The organism is Mesorhizobium sp. M0106 (genome assembly GCF_040322715.1).
Taxonomy (GTDB): Bacteria; Pseudomonadota; Alphaproteobacteria; order Rhizobiales; family Rhizobiaceae; genus Mesorhizobium.
The window spans coordinates 1-14060 of the sequence record NZ_JAMYUA010000008.1; the positions used below are offsets into that span (position 1 = coordinate 1).

Sequence of the window (14060 nt, forward strand, 5' to 3'; positions counted from 1 at the left end):
AGAAACGTACCGTCGAGGACACTTGGCGCCACATCGGCCACCTCGTTGAAACGATCGAGGCAACCGAATGCAACAACTACTTCGCAAACGCCGGCTACGCTTCCATCAAAACGTGAAAGGCTCTAGTGGTCGCGGCGACAATCAACCCGCCCAAGACGGCGACATTGATGGTGAAGCCGGTACGAAGCGCTTCGCGTTCATCGCCGCTGTAGCGCCAGAAGTTGAGCGCCATGAACGACGCCGCAATGGTGAATACGGCCAAGGTCGCGGCGGGAAAGGGTCCACCAAGGCCCGCTGCTAGGCAAAAGCCGCCTGCGATCTCCAGCACCGATCCGGCCGCGAGAAGAGGCCTGGGAGCAGGAAAGCCCCGCTCGGCCAGGGACGCTGTAACTGCCCGGAACCTGAGGAAATGCTCGGCGCCCGCCCAGATAAAGACGCCGCCGAGCAAAACCAATCCAAGGTGGTGGAGGAACGCGATCATTCCTTGCTGCCGTCCTCGGTGTAAACCGCTAGCTCGTAACCATCCGGATCCGCGAAATGAAAGCGCCGGCCGCCGGGGAACCCATAAATCGGCCTGACGATCGTGCCTCCCGCTTCCTCGACCCGCTTGACCGTTGCCGGCAAATCATCGGCATAGAGAATGACGAACGGGCCTCCTCCGGACCTCGCTGGCCCAGCGGCGAAGCCACCTGACAAGCGCCCGTCGTTGAACTCGCAATATTGCGGGCCGTAGTCAGTGAAGGTCCAGCCGAAGGCCTTTCCGTAGAAGTCGCGTGACCGCTGAATGTCTTTCACGTTGAATTCGACGTAGTCGATCCGTTGATCGTTGTTGTTGCTCATGATGCATACCTCTCGTGTGATGTACGACGGCGAAAGATAAGCACGCATCTCGCCTGCCGGATTGAACAAAACGGCCATCGACCTATGGCTTCACACGGCGCTGCCGAGGCGATGCATCTGACATGATTGTTCACCTGCCCTCTTCCTTCCTGCCGGAAGAAACAACCGATTCTTGCAACCGTTCTCGATTGGCAGACGTTGTCGGTCGTGCAGATTGTTGTCTCGAGCGACGGCGGGCGCAGCCACTGCGTCGTAGGTTCACCGCCGGTAATCCGAAGAGGAGCGAGATGAGCGATCCCGTCCCAGCGCAGGCAACGGGTTCATTTCAGCAACGTCCAGCGTCGGCGCGGCTTCACGGGAGCTTTGCTTCGGTGTGGGCGCATCGAATGGACCCGGCGGGCGCACCGCCAATCGTCGTCATGCCCGATGCAACGATCGACCTGCAATGGATCGGAGGCAGCTTCCGAATTGCCGGCCCCGACAAGGAGCCGCAGACCGAGGTCCTGGAGGCAGACGAGATCGTGATCGGCTTGCGCTTTCATCCTGCCACGGCGGCGGCATGGCTCGGCGTGCCACAAATCGAGCTTGTCGGCCAGAGGCTGTTGCTCGACGATTTATGGGGAGCGCGAGCCCGGCGCCTCGCCAGCCGCGTGCGCGCTGGCGACAATTTCGAAGATCTGGCCTGTTCGCTCGAACAGGTCGTCGCCGAGGAGGCGGCCTCCCGCGCGCCAGACGCTCCCATGCAGGCGGCATATCGATTGATCGAGCGCGGGCCGCCACCCGACGCGCCGCTCGTCCCTTGGTTGATGCGCGCACTCGAGATGAGCGAAAGGACGTTGCGCCGGCGCTTCGACGAGAGCTTCGGCTATGGCCCCAAAACGCTTGACCGTATCCTCCGCTACCAGCGCTTTCTGCGGCTTTGGAGCCAATCGAACAGCGCTACGGCCATCCTGGCAGCCGAGGCGGGCTATTCCGACCAGGCGCATCTTGTCCGCGAGAGCCGACGCCTGACAGGAAGCACCCCGCGACAGATTCATCACCTGCTGCAGAACGGATGAAACGACGTCGCGCTCTTCATTGGCCGTTTTGTTCAAGTCTTCACTATCGCCCGACTTTATCCTGGTATCTCCGACAACCAGAGGAGACTGCCATGAAACCGCGCATTTCGGTTTTTACCATCGCTGTCGCCGACCTTGAGAGTTCTCTCGCGTTCTACCGCGATGGTCTCGGCTTGCCGACGGAAGGGATCATCGGCCGCGAGTTCGAGCATGGCGCCGTCGCGTTCTTCACGCTGTCCGGCGGGTTGAAGCTCGCGATCTGGGCGCAGGACGACCTCGCCTACGACACCGGCCTGCCCAAGGCGCCGATCAGCTCGACCTCGTTCACAGTCGGACACAATGTTGTGCGCCGCGAAGAAGTCGATCAAGTGATGGATGAGGCCGCCCGCGCCGGAGCCGAGATCATCAAGCCTGCCCGGGACACATTCTTTGGCGGGTACGCCGGATATTTCCGCGACCCGAACGGACACCTGTGGGAGGTCGTCTGGAATCCCGCCAACATACCGAGTGAGAATCCTCTTTAAGGGCGGCGCGGGCCTGTAGTATCGGGCCGTTCTAGTCATTCCCGGTCCTGGCAAATTCTGTCGGGATCGGGGCGGGCGGCCTGCTTTCCCTGGCAAACGAAGCCAGTTCGACGGCAGTCCACCAGCACAATCTTAGGGGGCTGATTATGTAGCTCTATCCAGATTCGCCTCGCCTGCATGGCGCATCATGCGGCGGAAGCTCATTGAGATATGCGCCCGCCTTATGTGCCCGATGGACTCCCAGTCGCCGATTTCGGCGGCGGCAAGGACCTCTTCCATTTCGCGGCGGAATGCGGTGAATTCCTCGACGAGGCCCAATTGCGGCATCAGCTTCAGGACGACGCGCGCGACCTGAAAATACAGGCGCTCGCTGATCTCGCGCAGTGGCTGGTTGCCGGTCATCGCCGTGAGCTCGTAGAAAAAATCCATGTTGAGGCGCAGGAAAGCGCGCTGGTCGGGATTGAGTATGTCGGAGTCGCAGCGCGCGATGAGCGCCCGTATCCGGTCAAGATCGTCCGCCGTGCGCGGAATCGGCGAAAGCTTGCCGACGAGGAGCGCCAGCTCGAGGCGCAGATGATAGACCTGCTGCAATTCCTCGATGTCGACGTCGGTGACGATCGTGCCGACGCCGTGGACGGATTGAACCAGACCCTCGGATTCAAGGCGCGCCAGCACGCGCCGGACCGGCGTGCGGCTGATCTCGAATTCCTGGGCAAGTTCTTCCTCGGAAAGGTGGCTTCCCGGCGCATAATCGAGCAGGCAGATGCGGTCGCGCAATATCCGGTAGATGCGCTCGAACCGCTCCCGCGCGGAGAGCGGGCGCGGCGGCGCGGCGGTCACCGTCGTGGGCGGCTTGGCCTCTGTCTCGATCGTCACCCAGCCTCCAGGACAGCGTGCAGGAATTGCCGTGTCCGCTCGTTCTTGGGAGCACCAAACAGTTCGCTTGGCGGCCCCTGCTCGCAGATCTTGCCTTGATAGAAGAAACAAACGCGGTCGGAAAACTCCTTGGCGAAGCCCATCTGATGGGTGACCATCAGCATGGTGAGATCATGCTCGCGCCCGATCTGCCTTATCACCTGTAGCACTTCGCCGACAAGCTCCGGGTCGAGCGCCGACGTTACCTCGTCGAACAGCATGATCTTGGGCCGCATTGCCAGCGCCCTGGCGATGGCGACGCGCTGCTGTTGGCCACCAGAAAGCTGTGACGGATAGTGGTCCTTCTTCTGGGCCAGACCGACCAGCTCCAGCAGCTCGGCCGCTCGTGCCTCGGCGTCCGCCCGCTTCATTCCGAGCACCGTTATCGGCGCCTCGATGCAGTTCTGCATCGCCGTCATATGCGGAAACAGGTTGAACGACTGGAACACCATGCCGATCTTGGCGCGGATCTTGCGGATGTGGGCGAGATCGGCGGGAACAAGCTTGCCGTTCCTCTCCATATGGGTCAGCGGCTCGCCTTCGACCCAGATGACGCCGTCATTGATCGTCTCCAGCGTCATCAGCATGCGCAGCACCGTCGTCTTGCCCGAACCCGACGGACCGATGACCGAGACTTTTTCGCCGCGCGCTATTTCGAGATTGAGCCCGTCGAGAACGGTTAACGTGCCGTAGCGTTTCGATACATTGTCGAAGCGGACCATCGGTTGTTCCGTCATCGGGTGGTCCTCCGGTTGAGCAGCCCTTCGAGGGAGCGGATGAGCGCCGCCGAAACCAGGCTCATGGCAAGGAAAAACAGGCCGACCAGCGTGATCGGCTCGGTGTAGCGGAACGTTTCGGAGCCGATGATCTTGGCGGTCTGCATCAGTTCCATCACGGCGATTGCGGAAAGCAACGGCGTTTCCTTGAACAAGGCCACCAGATAATTGCCGAGCGCCGGAACGATCGGCGGGATCGCCTGCGGAATGATGATGTCGCGGAACGTCGTCCAGGACGAGAGATTGAGCGCGATCGAAGCTTCCCACTGGCCGCGATGGATGTTGTCGAAACCGGCGCGATAGACCTCGGAGCAATAGGCGGCGTAGTGGATGCCGATGGCCAGCACCCCGGCGGTGAAAGCGTCGAGCACGACACCGAATTTCGGAAAGACGAAATAGAGAAAGAATATCTGGATGAGCAGCGGGGTCGAGCGGATCAGCTCGACCAGCACCGAAATCGTCCAGCTGGTCCATGGCACGGCGATGCGGACGACCGCCAGCACCAGGCCGAGCGAGGCGGCAAGCACAAAGCCGATCAGCGTCGCTTCGATGGAAACGATGGCGGCGCGGGCGAGCACCGGCAGGATTTCCAGGGCAAATGCCCAATCCCAGATCATGCCGCCTTCCCCCGCGCCAGTCCGAGCGAAGCTCGCCTTTCGAGAAGCCGCATGCCGATGGTCACAACCAGCGACATTGCCAGGTACATCAAAAGGACGAGGGTGAAGATCGGAATGGTCTTGAACGTGTTCTGGTTCATTTGCTGCGCCTTGAAGGCGAGGTCCGAGAGCGTGATCAGCGAGACAAGCGCTGTCGATTTCAGAAGCTCGATGAACAGATTGCCCCAGGGCGGGATCATGGCAACAAAGGCCTGCGGCAGAATGATCCGGCGCAGCATCTGCGGGCGGCTCATGTTCAATGCCGTGCACGCTTCCCACTGGCCGCGGGCGACGGACTGGATCGCGCCGCGCACGCACTCCGATCCGTAGGCGCCGACATTCAGGCCGAGCGCGAGCACCGCCACAACGAATGCGTTGATCGTGACGCCGAATTGCGGGAGCACGAAAAACAGCCAGAACAATTGCACCAGTGCCGACGTTCCGCGGAAGATCTCGACGTAAACCGTGGCCAGCCATCTGAGCGGCGTCGGGCCATACATCCTTGCAAGTGCTGCAAGCACGCCCATGACAATTGCCAGCAGGCTGCCGAGGACGGCGATCTCGATTGTCAGGACCGCGCCTTGCAGCAGCCCCGGCATAAACACTTGATATGATTCCTGTGTTGCCAAGGCACCGATCACGACAAGCGCGATGATCAGCATGGCAACGAGCGTACGGATACCCATGCGATTCCCCCAAGGAAAAAGGGCGGCGCTTTCGCGCCGCCAGCAGTTGGGAACCTATTTGCCCGCGCAGAGCTCTGCGGTGGTCTTGTTGGGGAGATAGTCCTTGCCGAAGCCGAGTGGCTCGACCAGCGCGATATGCTCCGGCGAACCGAGGAACTTCTTCAGTTCGGCGTTGAACGCCTCCTGCAGGTCGGTGTCTTCCTTGCGGAAGCCGAAGCCGCCATGGCCTTTCACCGACTTGCCGGCAACCTCGCCGAAGGGCTTGGTCGATTCGACACCGTCGGCTTTCTTGGCCATGTCGGCGATCGAAAGAGCGGTCAGCGCGGCAGCGTCGGCGCGGCCCGACTGGACGGCGGCGACCAGGCTGGACTGGTCAGGCAAGGAGACGATCTGCCCATCGGCAACGCCCGCTTCCTTGGCGAAGCCGCCTTCAACGGCGCCGGCCATCACGGCAAGCTTGAGATCCGGATTGTCCTTGATGCTGGAAAAATCCTTGATGCCTTTCGGATTGCCTTTTGCCACCAGCATCGCCTCGCCGATGCCGTAGGACGGCTCGGAGTAGTTGATCTCGGCGCAGCGCTTCGGAGTGATGAACATGCCGGCGGCGATGATGTCGAAGCGGCCGGCCTTGAGACCCGGAATGAGCGAGCCGAATTCGGTCAAAACACCGTCGACCTGCGGTATGCCCATCTTGGCGAGCACCGCCTTAGCGACTTCAGGGGCCTCGCCGGTCAGCTTGCCGTCTGGCGTGGCGTAACCGAACGGCGCCTCGTTGGCGAAACCGACGCGGATGTAGCCGTCCTTCTTGGCCCGTTCGAGGGTGGTTTCCGCGTGAGCGGACAACGACGTCAATGACGTCGCGGCGAGCGCGATGCAGGCAGCCGCCTTCACGACCATACGGCGCGATATCGATGATTTGAGCATGCTTTTCTCCCATTGGACAACTGTGGACGGTTCCCAGGGCGCGGCCTTCTTCGAGGTCGACGCCTGCTTGATCAGACGTATACAACTGCCCTAGACATTTCGCAAGCAGAGATATAGAAACCATGAAAATTCGGCGATAATTCGCAGTTAGCCGGCAAATTGACGTCGAGTTGTGCACAATTTGGCCTAGTTGCCACTTACAAAAGGCAAACGGCGTACCTGGAAGGCAGGATTTCGGTGGCGACCGCGAACGGCTTCGGGACATTCACGCAAGCGGAGTATGGGCAGCGCCTCGCCGGCGTGAAGACACGCATGCAAAAAGCCGGCTTCGATCTCATCGTTTGTCAGGATCCCGCCAACATGTGCTGGCTGACCGGCTATGATGGATGGTCGTTCTACGTTCCGCAGTGCGTGCTCGTCCATCTGGAGGAAGACCGGCCGATCTGGTTCGGCAGGGCACAGGATGCCAAGAGCGCACGCCTGACCACCGGCCTGCCGGAGACAAACATCGTGCCGTTCTCGGAACGGCTGGTGCAGCAGCCCGTCGAACACCCCTATGACGAACTCGCCCGACTGATCCGGTCGCGCGGCTGGGGAAAAGCCCGCATCGGCGTCGAGATGGACGCGCATTATTACACTGCGCGCTGCCACGCCCACCTTGTCGAGGGGCTGCCCGACGCGCACTTCGCCAACAACCACGATCTCGTCAACTGGGCGCGGCTGGTCAAATCCGAAGCCGAGCTGGTGCTGATCCGCGAGGCGGGTGCGATCTGCACGCATGCCATGAACCGTGCCATCGAGAAAATGCGGCCCGGTGTGCCTCAGAACCATGTCATTGCGGAAATCTATCACGCGCAGATCATGGGCGTGCCCGGAGCGGGCGGCGACTATGCCGCGATCTGTCCGCTGATGCCCGTTGGCGAGGGCACCAGCACGCCGCATCTGACGTGGTCCGACGCGCCGCTGCCGGACAGCGGCCTCGCCATTCTGGAGATCGCCGGCGTGCGGCGCCGCTATCATGCGGCGCTGACCCGGACGGTACATTTCGGCAAGCCGCCACAAGCCATCCTCGACATGGCCAAGGCGATCGTCGAGGGCGTCGACGCTGGCCTCGAGAAGGCGCGCCCCGGCAACACCGCCGAACAGGTGGAAGCCGCCTGGCAGGCAGTGTTGAGGAAGAACGGGCTGAAGAAGGAAAGCCGCGTCGGCTATCCGGTCGGGCTCGCCTATCCGCCCGATTGGGGTGAACGCACCGCAAGCCTTCGTCCCGGCGACACCACCGAGATGCAGCCCGGGATGTGCTTCCATTTCATGGCCGGCGTCTGGCTCGACGATTTCGGCATCGCCATCTCGGAATCGTTCGTCGTCACGGATCGCGGCGGCGAACGCCTCTGCGACGTGGCGCGCGAACTCGTCGTCATCGACTGACATGGCGGCCGGGAAACCGGCTGCCGAAAAGACCATGCCCGCCAGCAAGCCGGCAACAAGCACGAGGACGCCCGATGGACCGCAATCCGTTTTCCGAAGCCGAAATTGCCGGCCGCCTTGCCAAGGTCCGTGCTGCACTGGCCGAGCGCGACCTCGACGCGGCGGTCTTCGCCTCGCCGGAGAACGTCTTCTATCTCACCGGGCTCGATCATTGGGGGTATTTTGCCCCTCACCTGCTGATCGTCCCGCTCCAGGGACAACCTGTCCTGGTCACCCGCTCGATGGAAATGGTGACGATCGAGAAGCAGGTAAAGGCAGCGGAATTCCGTGGTCACTCCGACAGCGAAACGGCGGCCGACCTTGCCGCGCGGGTGCTTGCGGAGCTCGGCCTGTCGGGCAAGCGGATCGGCCTCGAATACTGGACGGCTGGCCTCAGCCATGGGCTTGCCGTTGCGCTCCAGACGCAGGCGGACGCCAAATGGAGCGATGTCTCCGGTCTGGTCGACAAGATGCGGCGGGTGAAGAGCGCCGAGGAACAGGCGCTGATGCGTCGAGCCGCCAAGGTGACGGACGCCGCCGCCGGTGCCGCGATCGCCGCGATCTCGGATGGCGCTTCCGAACAGGAGGTCGCCGCCCAATGTGTTGCGGCAATGATCCGCGCCGGCGGTCATGCGCCGGGCTTCGGACCGTTCATCCGCCCGGCCGCGCGCTTGGGTGAAGAGCACACGACCTGGGGCGACGGGATCTACCGCAAGGGCGAGCCGGTCTTTGTCGAACTGTCCGGGTGCATCTCGCGCTACCACGCCCCGCTCGGCCGGCTCGTTCGCATCGGCCACATCAGCGACGAAGACGCCGCAATGGCGGAATTGACCGCCAAGGCGTTCAACGCGGTCATCGAGGCGTTGCGGCCGGGCGCCAAGGCGCGCGATGTCTACGCCGCCTGGCAGGCTGTCGCCGACGAGGCCGGTCTTTCCCACTATCGCCGCCATCACTGCGGTTATCTTGTCGGCGCCGGCCAGCCGCCGTCATGGACCGGCGGCAATTCGGTGACCGGCTTGAGGCACGATTCCGACCTCGAGATCGAGACCGGGATGAGCTTCCACATCCTGTCATGGCTGATGGGCACCGGTCGCGGCGATGACTTCGTCTCCAACACGGTGCTTTTGACCGATGCGGGCGCTGAAGTGCTCACCCGCACCCCGGCCGGCCCGATCGTTCGATAGGCCCGCACGCATGGCGCGCTACTCGGCACTCTCGATTTTCCGCAACGCGCTGTCCGGCCAGAAGAATTGGCAGCGCGCCTGGCGTGCGGCGGAGCCAAAACCGTCCTATGATGTGATCGTCATCGGCGGCGGTGGACACGGCCTCGCTACCGCCTTCTACCTTGCCGAGAACCACGGCATCCGCAACGTCGCGGTGCTCGAAAAGGGCTATGTCGGCGGCGGCAATGTCGGCCGCAACACTACCGTCATCCGCTCCAACTACCTGCTCGATGGCAACACCCAGTTCTACGAATTCTCGATGAAGCTTTGGGAGGGCATGTCGCGGGCGCTGAATTTCAACGTCATGTTCTCGCAGCGCGGCCAGCTCGTCACGGCGCATTCGGCCGATCAGCTCGACGGCTTCAGCCACCGCGCCAATGTCATGCGGCTGAACGGCATCGATGCCGATATCCTCGACCGGGAAGACGTGCGCCGGCTGGTGCCTTATCTCGACTTTTCCGACACCGCCCGCTTCCCGATCCATGGCGCTATCTTCCAGGGCCGGGCGGGCACGGCGCGCCACGATGCCGTCGCTTGGGGGTATGCGCGCGCTGCCGACGGCCATGGCGTCGACATCATCCAGAACTGCGAAGTGACAGGCTTTGTCCGCGACGGCGACAGTATCGTCGGCGTCGAAACGACGAAAGGCCGCATCGGCGCCGGCAAGGTCGGCCTCGCGGTCGCTGGCCACACGTCCGTGCTCGGCGCCAAGGCCGGCCTTGAACTGCCGATCGAAAGCCATGTGCTGCAAGCTTTCGTCACCGAGCCGCTGAAGCCGTTGGTAGATCACGTCGTCGCTTACGGTGCCGACCATTTCTACGTCAGCCAGTCCGACAAGGGCGGACTGGTCTTCGGCGGCAATCTCGACGGCTACAATTCATACGCCCAGCGCGGCAATCTCGGCGTCGTGCGCGAGGTGGCGGAGGCGGCGATTGCATTGATGCCGTGCATTTCGCGCGTCCGGCTGCTGCGCCACTGGGGCGGCGTCATGGACATGACTCCCGATGCCAGCCCGATCATCTGCCCGACGCCGATCGACGGCCTCTATCTCAACGGCGGCTGGTGCTATGGCGGCTTCAAGGCGACGCCGGCGTCCGGCTGGTGCTTCGCCCACACGATCGCCACCGGCAAGCCGCATCCCTTGATCGCGGCCTACGAGCTCGATCGTTTCCGCACCGGCCACACGCTCGATGAGGCCGGTGTCGGCCCTTCCGCCTGGCTGCAATAGGAGGCGGGACAAAATGCTGCGCATCGAATGCCCCTGCTGCGGCCCGCGCGACCATGACGAGTTCCGCTATGGCGGCGATGCCTCGGTCACGCGTCCGGCCCATGACGATCCCGATCCGGAGGCCTGGTACCGCTACGTCTATATCAGGACAAACCCGGCCGGCCCGCACCGTGAATTCTGGCAGCACGTGACCGGTTGCCGGCAATGGCTGGTGGTCGAACGCGACACCCGCAACCATGCCGTCGCATCCGTCGACTTCGCCAGAAAATTGCGGGCCAGGAAATCAACTCTAAGGAAATCCCCGGCATGAGTTCGAACCGCAAACGGCTGTCGTTAGGTAGCCGCATCGACCGCGAGCAGCCGGTCGAGTTTACCTTCGACGCCCGCAAGCTGGCTGGATATCGCGGTGACACGCTTGCCTCTGCGCTGCTCGCCAATGGCGTCACGCTGGTCGGTCGCAGCTTCAAATATCATCGCCCGCGCGGCATTTTTTCCGCCGGGCCCGAAGAGCCGAATGCGCTGGTTACGCTCGGGAGCGCCGGCAGGCGCGAGCCGAACCTGCCGGCGACGACACTGGAACTCGCCGACGGCATGGTCGTGGAGAGTCAAAACCGCTGGCCATCGCTTGCCTTCGACGTACAAAGCGTCAATGGGCTGTTGGCGCCGTTTCTGTCCGCCGGCTTCTACTACAAGACCTTCATGGGCCCGACGCGCCGCGCCTGGATGTTCTACGAACATTTCATCCGCAAGGCGGCCGGCCTGGGTAGAGCCGGCACCGGCCCGGATCCCGACCGCTATGAGGTTCGTCATGCCTTTGCCGATGTCGCCATTGTCGGCGGCGGCCCGGCGGGATTGTCGGCGGCGCGGGCAGCGGCCGCGGCCGGGGCGCGGGTTGCGCTGATCGAGCAGGATTTCCTGCTTGGCGGCCAGCTTTTGGCGGAACCGTCCGACAGCGCAGCCGCCGCATGGCTGAGGCAGGCCGAGGCCGAGTTGGAGGACTTCGAAACCGTCGCGCTGATGAAGCGGACGACCGCTTTCGGCAGCTATGACGGCAATGTCCTTGGACTGGTCGAACAGCGCGATCCAACCGATCCGCAGCCGAATGGCGAGACACGCCAAACGGTCACCATGCTGCGCACCCGTTCGATCGTTTTCGCCACCGGCGCCATCGAGCGGCCGATGGTGTTCTCGAACAATGACCGGCCCGGCGTCATGCTTGCCTCGGCCGCCCGGACCTACCTCAACCGTTTCGCCGTCCTGCCGGGCAAGAAAATCATCGTCGCCACCACCAATGACGGCGCCTGGCGCGCCGCCTTCGACCTTGCCGATGCCGGCGCGGAGGTAACGGTTGCCGATGTTCGCGCAGCGCCGCCCACAGCACTTGCCGCGGAAGCCGCACGGCTCGGCGTGGTGGTGCGGGCCGCAACGCGCATCGTCGACCTGCACGACGGCCATGCCGTCAGGCGCGTAACGCTCAATGGGCCGGAGGGCCAGTCCTCGGCCGCCTGTGACCTGGTCTGCATCTCCGGCGGCTGGTCGCCAACCGTGCATCTCACCTCACACCTCGGTGTCAGACCTGTGTATCGCGACGACATTGACGGTTTCGTGCCGGGCGTCTTTTCAGCCAGCCAGTTCGGCGCCGGCGCAATGATGGGAGCCTATGCGACCGCCGCCGCCGTCGAGGACGGCCATCGCGCCGGCATCAAAGCGGCAGCCTCCTGCGGCAAGTCGGCGCCGGTGCCCGCTCTGTCGAAACTCGATCTCGGCGAGACCGCTACGACGCTACTTCCCCAAGCCCCTTCGGTCGGACGTGGAAAAGCCTTCGTCGATTTCCAGATGGACGTGACGACCGGGGATATCGAGCTCGCCCATCGTGAGGGCTATGAATCGGTCGAGCACCTGAAGCGCTACACCACGCTCGGCATGGGCACCGATCAGGGCAAGACCAGCAATTTTCCCGCACTTGCCGCCATGGCAGCGCTGCGCAACGCAACGATTCCCGAGACCGGCACCACGACCTTCCGCCCGCCCTATACGCCGGTAGCGATCGGCGCGCTTGCCGGACGCGCCGTCGGCCATCATTTCAAGCCGATCCGCCGCACGCCGATGCACGACGGGCACATGGCGAACGGCGCCGAGATGCTCGAGGTCGGGCTCTGGATGCGGCCCTATTTCTACCGGCAGTCGGGCCGCGACGTGAACGAGGCCTATGTTGCCGAAATGCGTACCGTGCGTCAGGCCGCGGGGCTGATGGACATCTCCACGCTCGGCAAGATCGATGTCCAGGGCCCGGATGCGGCAATCTTCCTCGACCGCGTCTATGCCAACGGCTTTACCAAACTGGCGATAGGCCGCGCCCGCTACGGCGTCATGCTGCGCGACGACGGCATCGTCTTCGACGACGGCACCACGACGCGGCTAGCGGAAAACCGGTTCTTCATGACCACTTCGACCGCCAAGGCCGCCGATGTGCTGTCGCGTCTCGAATTCCTGCTCGACACGGCCTGGCCGGATTTGCGCGTGGCCGTTACCTCGGTCAGCGACGAGTGGGCGGCGATGTCGGTTGCCGGGCCTAACAGCCGCGCTATCCTGAATGCAGCGTTTCCCGCTCTCGACGTTTCCGAGGAGGCGCTTTCGCATATGGGACTACTCGAAAGCGAATGGGAGGGCCGTGCGCTCCGCATCCTGCGTCTCAGTTATTCCGGCGAGCGCGCTTACGAAGTCTATGTCGGCGCCACTGCCGGTGAACAGCTCTGGAGCCGCTTGCTCGAAGCCGGCAGACCCTTCGACCTGAAGCCTTACGGTGTCGAGGCGCTTGGCGCGCTGCGGGTCGAAAAGGGCCATGTCGCCGGACCGGAGATCGATGGGCGCACGACGCTCGACGATCTCGGCCTCGGCCGCATGGCCGGCAAGCGCAGCGGCTTCGTCGGCGACGTCCTGCGACGGCGCCCTGCCCTCCGGGCGCCCAACCGGCAGCGTCTGGTCGGGCTGGAATGCATCGAAGAGGGAAAACGCCTGCGCGGCGGTGCCATCCTGTTCCTGCCGGATGAGAAACCCCATGGCCATGGGCGCGGTCGTGTCACCTCCGTCACTTTCAGCCCCGAACGCGGCCATTATGTCGGGTTGGCCCTGCTTGCCGGTGATGTCGCGGCAGAAGGAAGCGAGGTCGTGGCGGTCTATCCGATGAAGGCCGAAACGGTTCGCGCCCGCGTTGTCTCGCCGGTATTCATCGATCCGCAGGGAGAACGGCTGCATGGCTAGCTTGACCGCTTCTCGGGATTTCAGCCTGTCCGTGGCGGATTGTCCGCTTATCCAGATCGAGGGCTGGGACGCGACACTGAGACAATTCGAAAAGAGCGTCTCGGCGTCGCTCAACACGAAACTTCCCGCTTCGGTCGGAGAGACGGTTCGCCACAAGGGCCTTTTAACCATCCGCGTTGCACCTCGCCGCCTTTGGCTGGCTCTCGACGAAGGCACAGAAGCGCCAGCCCTTGTCGTCGACCCCGATCTCGGCTGTTCCGTGCCCCTCGGGGAAGGTCGTGTTCGTTTGAAAATGGCCGGCCCTGGTATCGCAAGGCTTCTGTCCGGCTGCATTGCCGTCGACTGGCACGCGCCGACCGCCGCTCCGGGCCGCGCCGTGCAAACATCCTTCCATCACGTGCCCGTGCTCTTCCTGCGCACCGGCGAGACCGCGTGCGAACTCATCGTGCCGCGAAGTTTTGCCCGCAGCCTCTCGGATTGGATTGCCGGCGGCTAGCCAATA

15 protein-coding genes and 1 pseudogene are annotated in these 14060 nt (G+C 63.3%); 9 read left to right on the forward strand and 7 right to left on the reverse strand.

Annotated features, from left to right (window positions below; all coding sequences use genetic code 11):
* Window positions 1–116: pseudogene (locus NKJ55_RS10195) on the forward strand (IS630 family transposase); the annotation flags it as partial.
* Here the strand turns inward: NKJ55_RS10195 and NKJ55_RS10200 are convergent.
* Together NKJ55_RS10200 and NKJ55_RS10205 are read right to left on the reverse strand one after the other, a co-directional pair.
* Complete coding sequence (locus NKJ55_RS10200; protein WP_352449790.1) at window positions 95–481, reverse strand: DoxX family protein; 387 nt, start codon at window positions 479–481, stop codon at window positions 95–97. The pseudogene NKJ55_RS10195 and the gene NKJ55_RS10200 overlap by 22 nt on opposite strands.
* Entirely contained in the window at window positions 478–843 is a 366-nt protein-coding gene (locus NKJ55_RS10205) for a VOC family protein (RefSeq protein ID WP_352449949.1), read from the reverse strand. Before NKJ55_RS10205 ends, NKJ55_RS10200 begins: the two co-directional genes overlap by 4 nt.
* Window positions 844–1226: 383 nt before the next feature.
* Between NKJ55_RS10205 and NKJ55_RS10210 the strand changes: the two genes are divergently transcribed.
* Entirely contained in the window at window positions 1227–1898 is a 672-nt protein-coding gene (locus NKJ55_RS10210) for an AraC family transcriptional regulator (protein WP_352449791.1), read from the forward strand.
* 92 nt (window positions 1899–1990) lie between these two features.
* Window positions 1991–2422, forward strand: coding sequence for a VOC family protein (locus NKJ55_RS10215; RefSeq protein WP_352449792.1), 432 nt, complete (start codon window positions 1991–1993; stop codon window positions 2420–2422).
* 144 nt (window positions 2423–2566) lie between these two features.
* Here the strand turns inward: NKJ55_RS10215 and NKJ55_RS10220 are convergent, their stop codons facing one another.
* Genes NKJ55_RS10220 through ehuB form a run of 5 tightly spaced genes read right to left on the reverse strand, consistent with a single transcriptional unit; the run spans window position 2567 to window position 6379 of the window.
* Entirely contained in the window at window positions 2567–3298 is a 732-nt protein-coding gene (locus tag NKJ55_RS10220) for a GntR family transcriptional regulator (RefSeq protein WP_023674261.1), read from the reverse strand.
* Window positions 3295–4074 (reverse strand): ectoine/hydroxyectoine ABC transporter ATP-binding protein EhuA, encoded by a 780-nt coding sequence (gene ehuA, locus NKJ55_RS10225; protein WP_023717024.1) that lies wholly within the window; start codon window positions 4072–4074, stop codon window positions 3295–3297. The genes NKJ55_RS10220 and ehuA overlap by 4 nt, the downstream gene beginning before the upstream one ends.
* On the reverse strand, window positions 4071–4730 hold the full coding sequence (gene ehuD / locus NKJ55_RS10230) for an ectoine/hydroxyectoine ABC transporter permease subunit EhuD (protein ID WP_352449793.1): 660 nt from the start codon (window positions 4728–4730) through the stop codon (window positions 4071–4073). The genes ehuA and ehuD overlap by 4 nt, the downstream gene beginning before the upstream one ends.
* The gene (gene ehuC / locus NKJ55_RS10235) at window positions 4727–5455 is read right to left on the reverse strand and encodes an ectoine/hydroxyectoine ABC transporter permease subunit EhuC (RefSeq protein WP_352449794.1); all 729 of its coding nucleotides are present in this window, start codon (window positions 5453–5455) and stop codon (window positions 4727–4729) included. The genes ehuD and ehuC overlap by 4 nt, the downstream gene beginning before the upstream one ends.
* Window positions 5456–5509: 54 nt before the next feature.
* Entirely contained in the window at window positions 5510–6379 is an 870-nt protein-coding gene (gene ehuB, locus NKJ55_RS10240) for an ectoine/hydroxyectoine ABC transporter substrate-binding protein EhuB (protein ID WP_352449795.1), read from the reverse strand.
* Window positions 6380–6616: 237 nt separating this feature from the next.
* Here ehuB and NKJ55_RS10245 point away from each other — a divergent pair, with 237 nt between their 5' ends.
* From NKJ55_RS10245 to NKJ55_RS10270, 6 genes are all read left to right on the forward strand, one after another.
* Window positions 6617–7807 carry a M24 family metallopeptidase gene (locus tag NKJ55_RS10245; protein ID WP_352449796.1) on the forward strand — a complete coding sequence of 397 codons (1191 nt, stop codon included), beginning with the start codon at window positions 6617–6619 and terminating at the stop codon, window positions 7805–7807.
* A 74-nt stretch (window positions 7808–7881) separates the two neighbouring features.
* Window positions 7882–9030 (forward strand): M24 family metallopeptidase, encoded by a 1149-nt coding sequence (locus NKJ55_RS10250; RefSeq protein WP_352449797.1) that lies wholly within the window; start codon window positions 7882–7884, stop codon window positions 9028–9030.
* Between the two features lie 10 nt (window positions 9031–9040).
* Window positions 9041–10297, forward strand: a complete 1257-nt coding sequence (locus tag NKJ55_RS10255) for a sarcosine oxidase subunit beta family protein (protein ID WP_352449798.1) — start codon at window positions 9041–9043, stop codon at window positions 10295–10297.
* A gap of 13 nt (window positions 10298–10310) precedes the next feature.
* Window positions 10311–10607 (forward strand): sarcosine oxidase subunit delta, encoded by a 297-nt coding sequence (locus tag NKJ55_RS10260; protein WP_352449799.1) that lies wholly within the window; start codon window positions 10311–10313, stop codon window positions 10605–10607.
* Window positions 10604–13558, forward strand: a complete 2955-nt coding sequence (locus tag NKJ55_RS10265) for a sarcosine oxidase subunit alpha family protein (RefSeq protein ID WP_352449800.1) — start codon at window positions 10604–10606, stop codon at window positions 13556–13558. The genes NKJ55_RS10260 and NKJ55_RS10265 overlap by 4 nt, the downstream gene beginning before the upstream one ends.
* Window positions 13551–14054 carry a sarcosine oxidase subunit gamma family protein gene (locus tag NKJ55_RS10270; protein WP_352449801.1) on the forward strand — a complete coding sequence of 168 codons (504 nt, stop codon included), beginning with the start codon at window positions 13551–13553 and terminating at the stop codon, window positions 14052–14054. Before NKJ55_RS10265 ends, NKJ55_RS10270 begins: the two co-directional genes overlap by 8 nt.
* The last annotated feature ends 6 nt before the right edge of the window (window positions 14055–14060 follow it).

What these genes read in the sequence shown, in the direction of transcription:
- ehuA (WP_023717024.1), bottom strand. Translation starts at nt 4,074, where the DNA reads ATGACGGAACAACCGATGGTCCGCTTCGACAATGTATCGAAACGCTAC.
- NKJ55_RS10250 (WP_352449797.1), top strand. Translation starts at nt 7,882, where the DNA reads ATGGACCGCAATCCGTTTTCCGAAGCCGAAATTGCCGGCCGCCTTGCC.
- NKJ55_RS10270 (WP_352449801.1), top strand. Translation starts at nt 13,551, where the DNA reads ATGGCTAGCTTGACCGCTTCTCGGGATTTCAGCCTGTCCGTGGCGGAT.
- ehuB (WP_352449795.1), bottom strand. Translation starts at nt 6,379, where the DNA reads ATGCTCAAATCATCGATATCGCGCCGTATGGTCGTGAAGGCGGCTGCC.
- NKJ55_RS10210 (WP_352449791.1), top strand. Translation starts at nt 1,227, where the DNA reads ATGGACCCGGCGGGCGCACCGCCAATCGTCGTCATGCCCGATGCAACG.
- ehuD (WP_352449793.1), bottom strand. Translation starts at nt 4,730, where the DNA reads ATGATCTGGGATTGGGCATTTGCCCTGGAAATCCTGCCGGTGCTCGCC.
- NKJ55_RS10265 (WP_352449800.1), top strand. Translation starts at nt 10,604, where the DNA reads ATGAGTTCGAACCGCAAACGGCTGTCGTTAGGTAGCCGCATCGACCGC.
- NKJ55_RS10215 (WP_352449792.1), top strand. Translation starts at nt 1,991, where the DNA reads ATGAAACCGCGCATTTCGGTTTTTACCATCGCTGTCGCCGACCTTGAG.
- NKJ55_RS10255 (WP_352449798.1), top strand. Translation starts at nt 9,041, where the DNA reads ATGGCGCGCTACTCGGCACTCTCGATTTTCCGCAACGCGCTGTCCGGC.
- NKJ55_RS10200 (WP_352449790.1), bottom strand. Translation starts at nt 481, where the DNA reads ATGATCGCGTTCCTCCACCACCTTGGATTGGTTTTGCTCGGCGGCGTC.
- NKJ55_RS10260 (WP_352449799.1), top strand. Translation starts at nt 10,311, where the DNA reads ATGCTGCGCATCGAATGCCCCTGCTGCGGCCCGCGCGACCATGACGAG.
- ehuC (WP_352449794.1), bottom strand. Translation starts at nt 5,455, where the DNA reads ATGGGTATCCGTACGCTCGTTGCCATGCTGATCATCGCGCTTGTCGTG.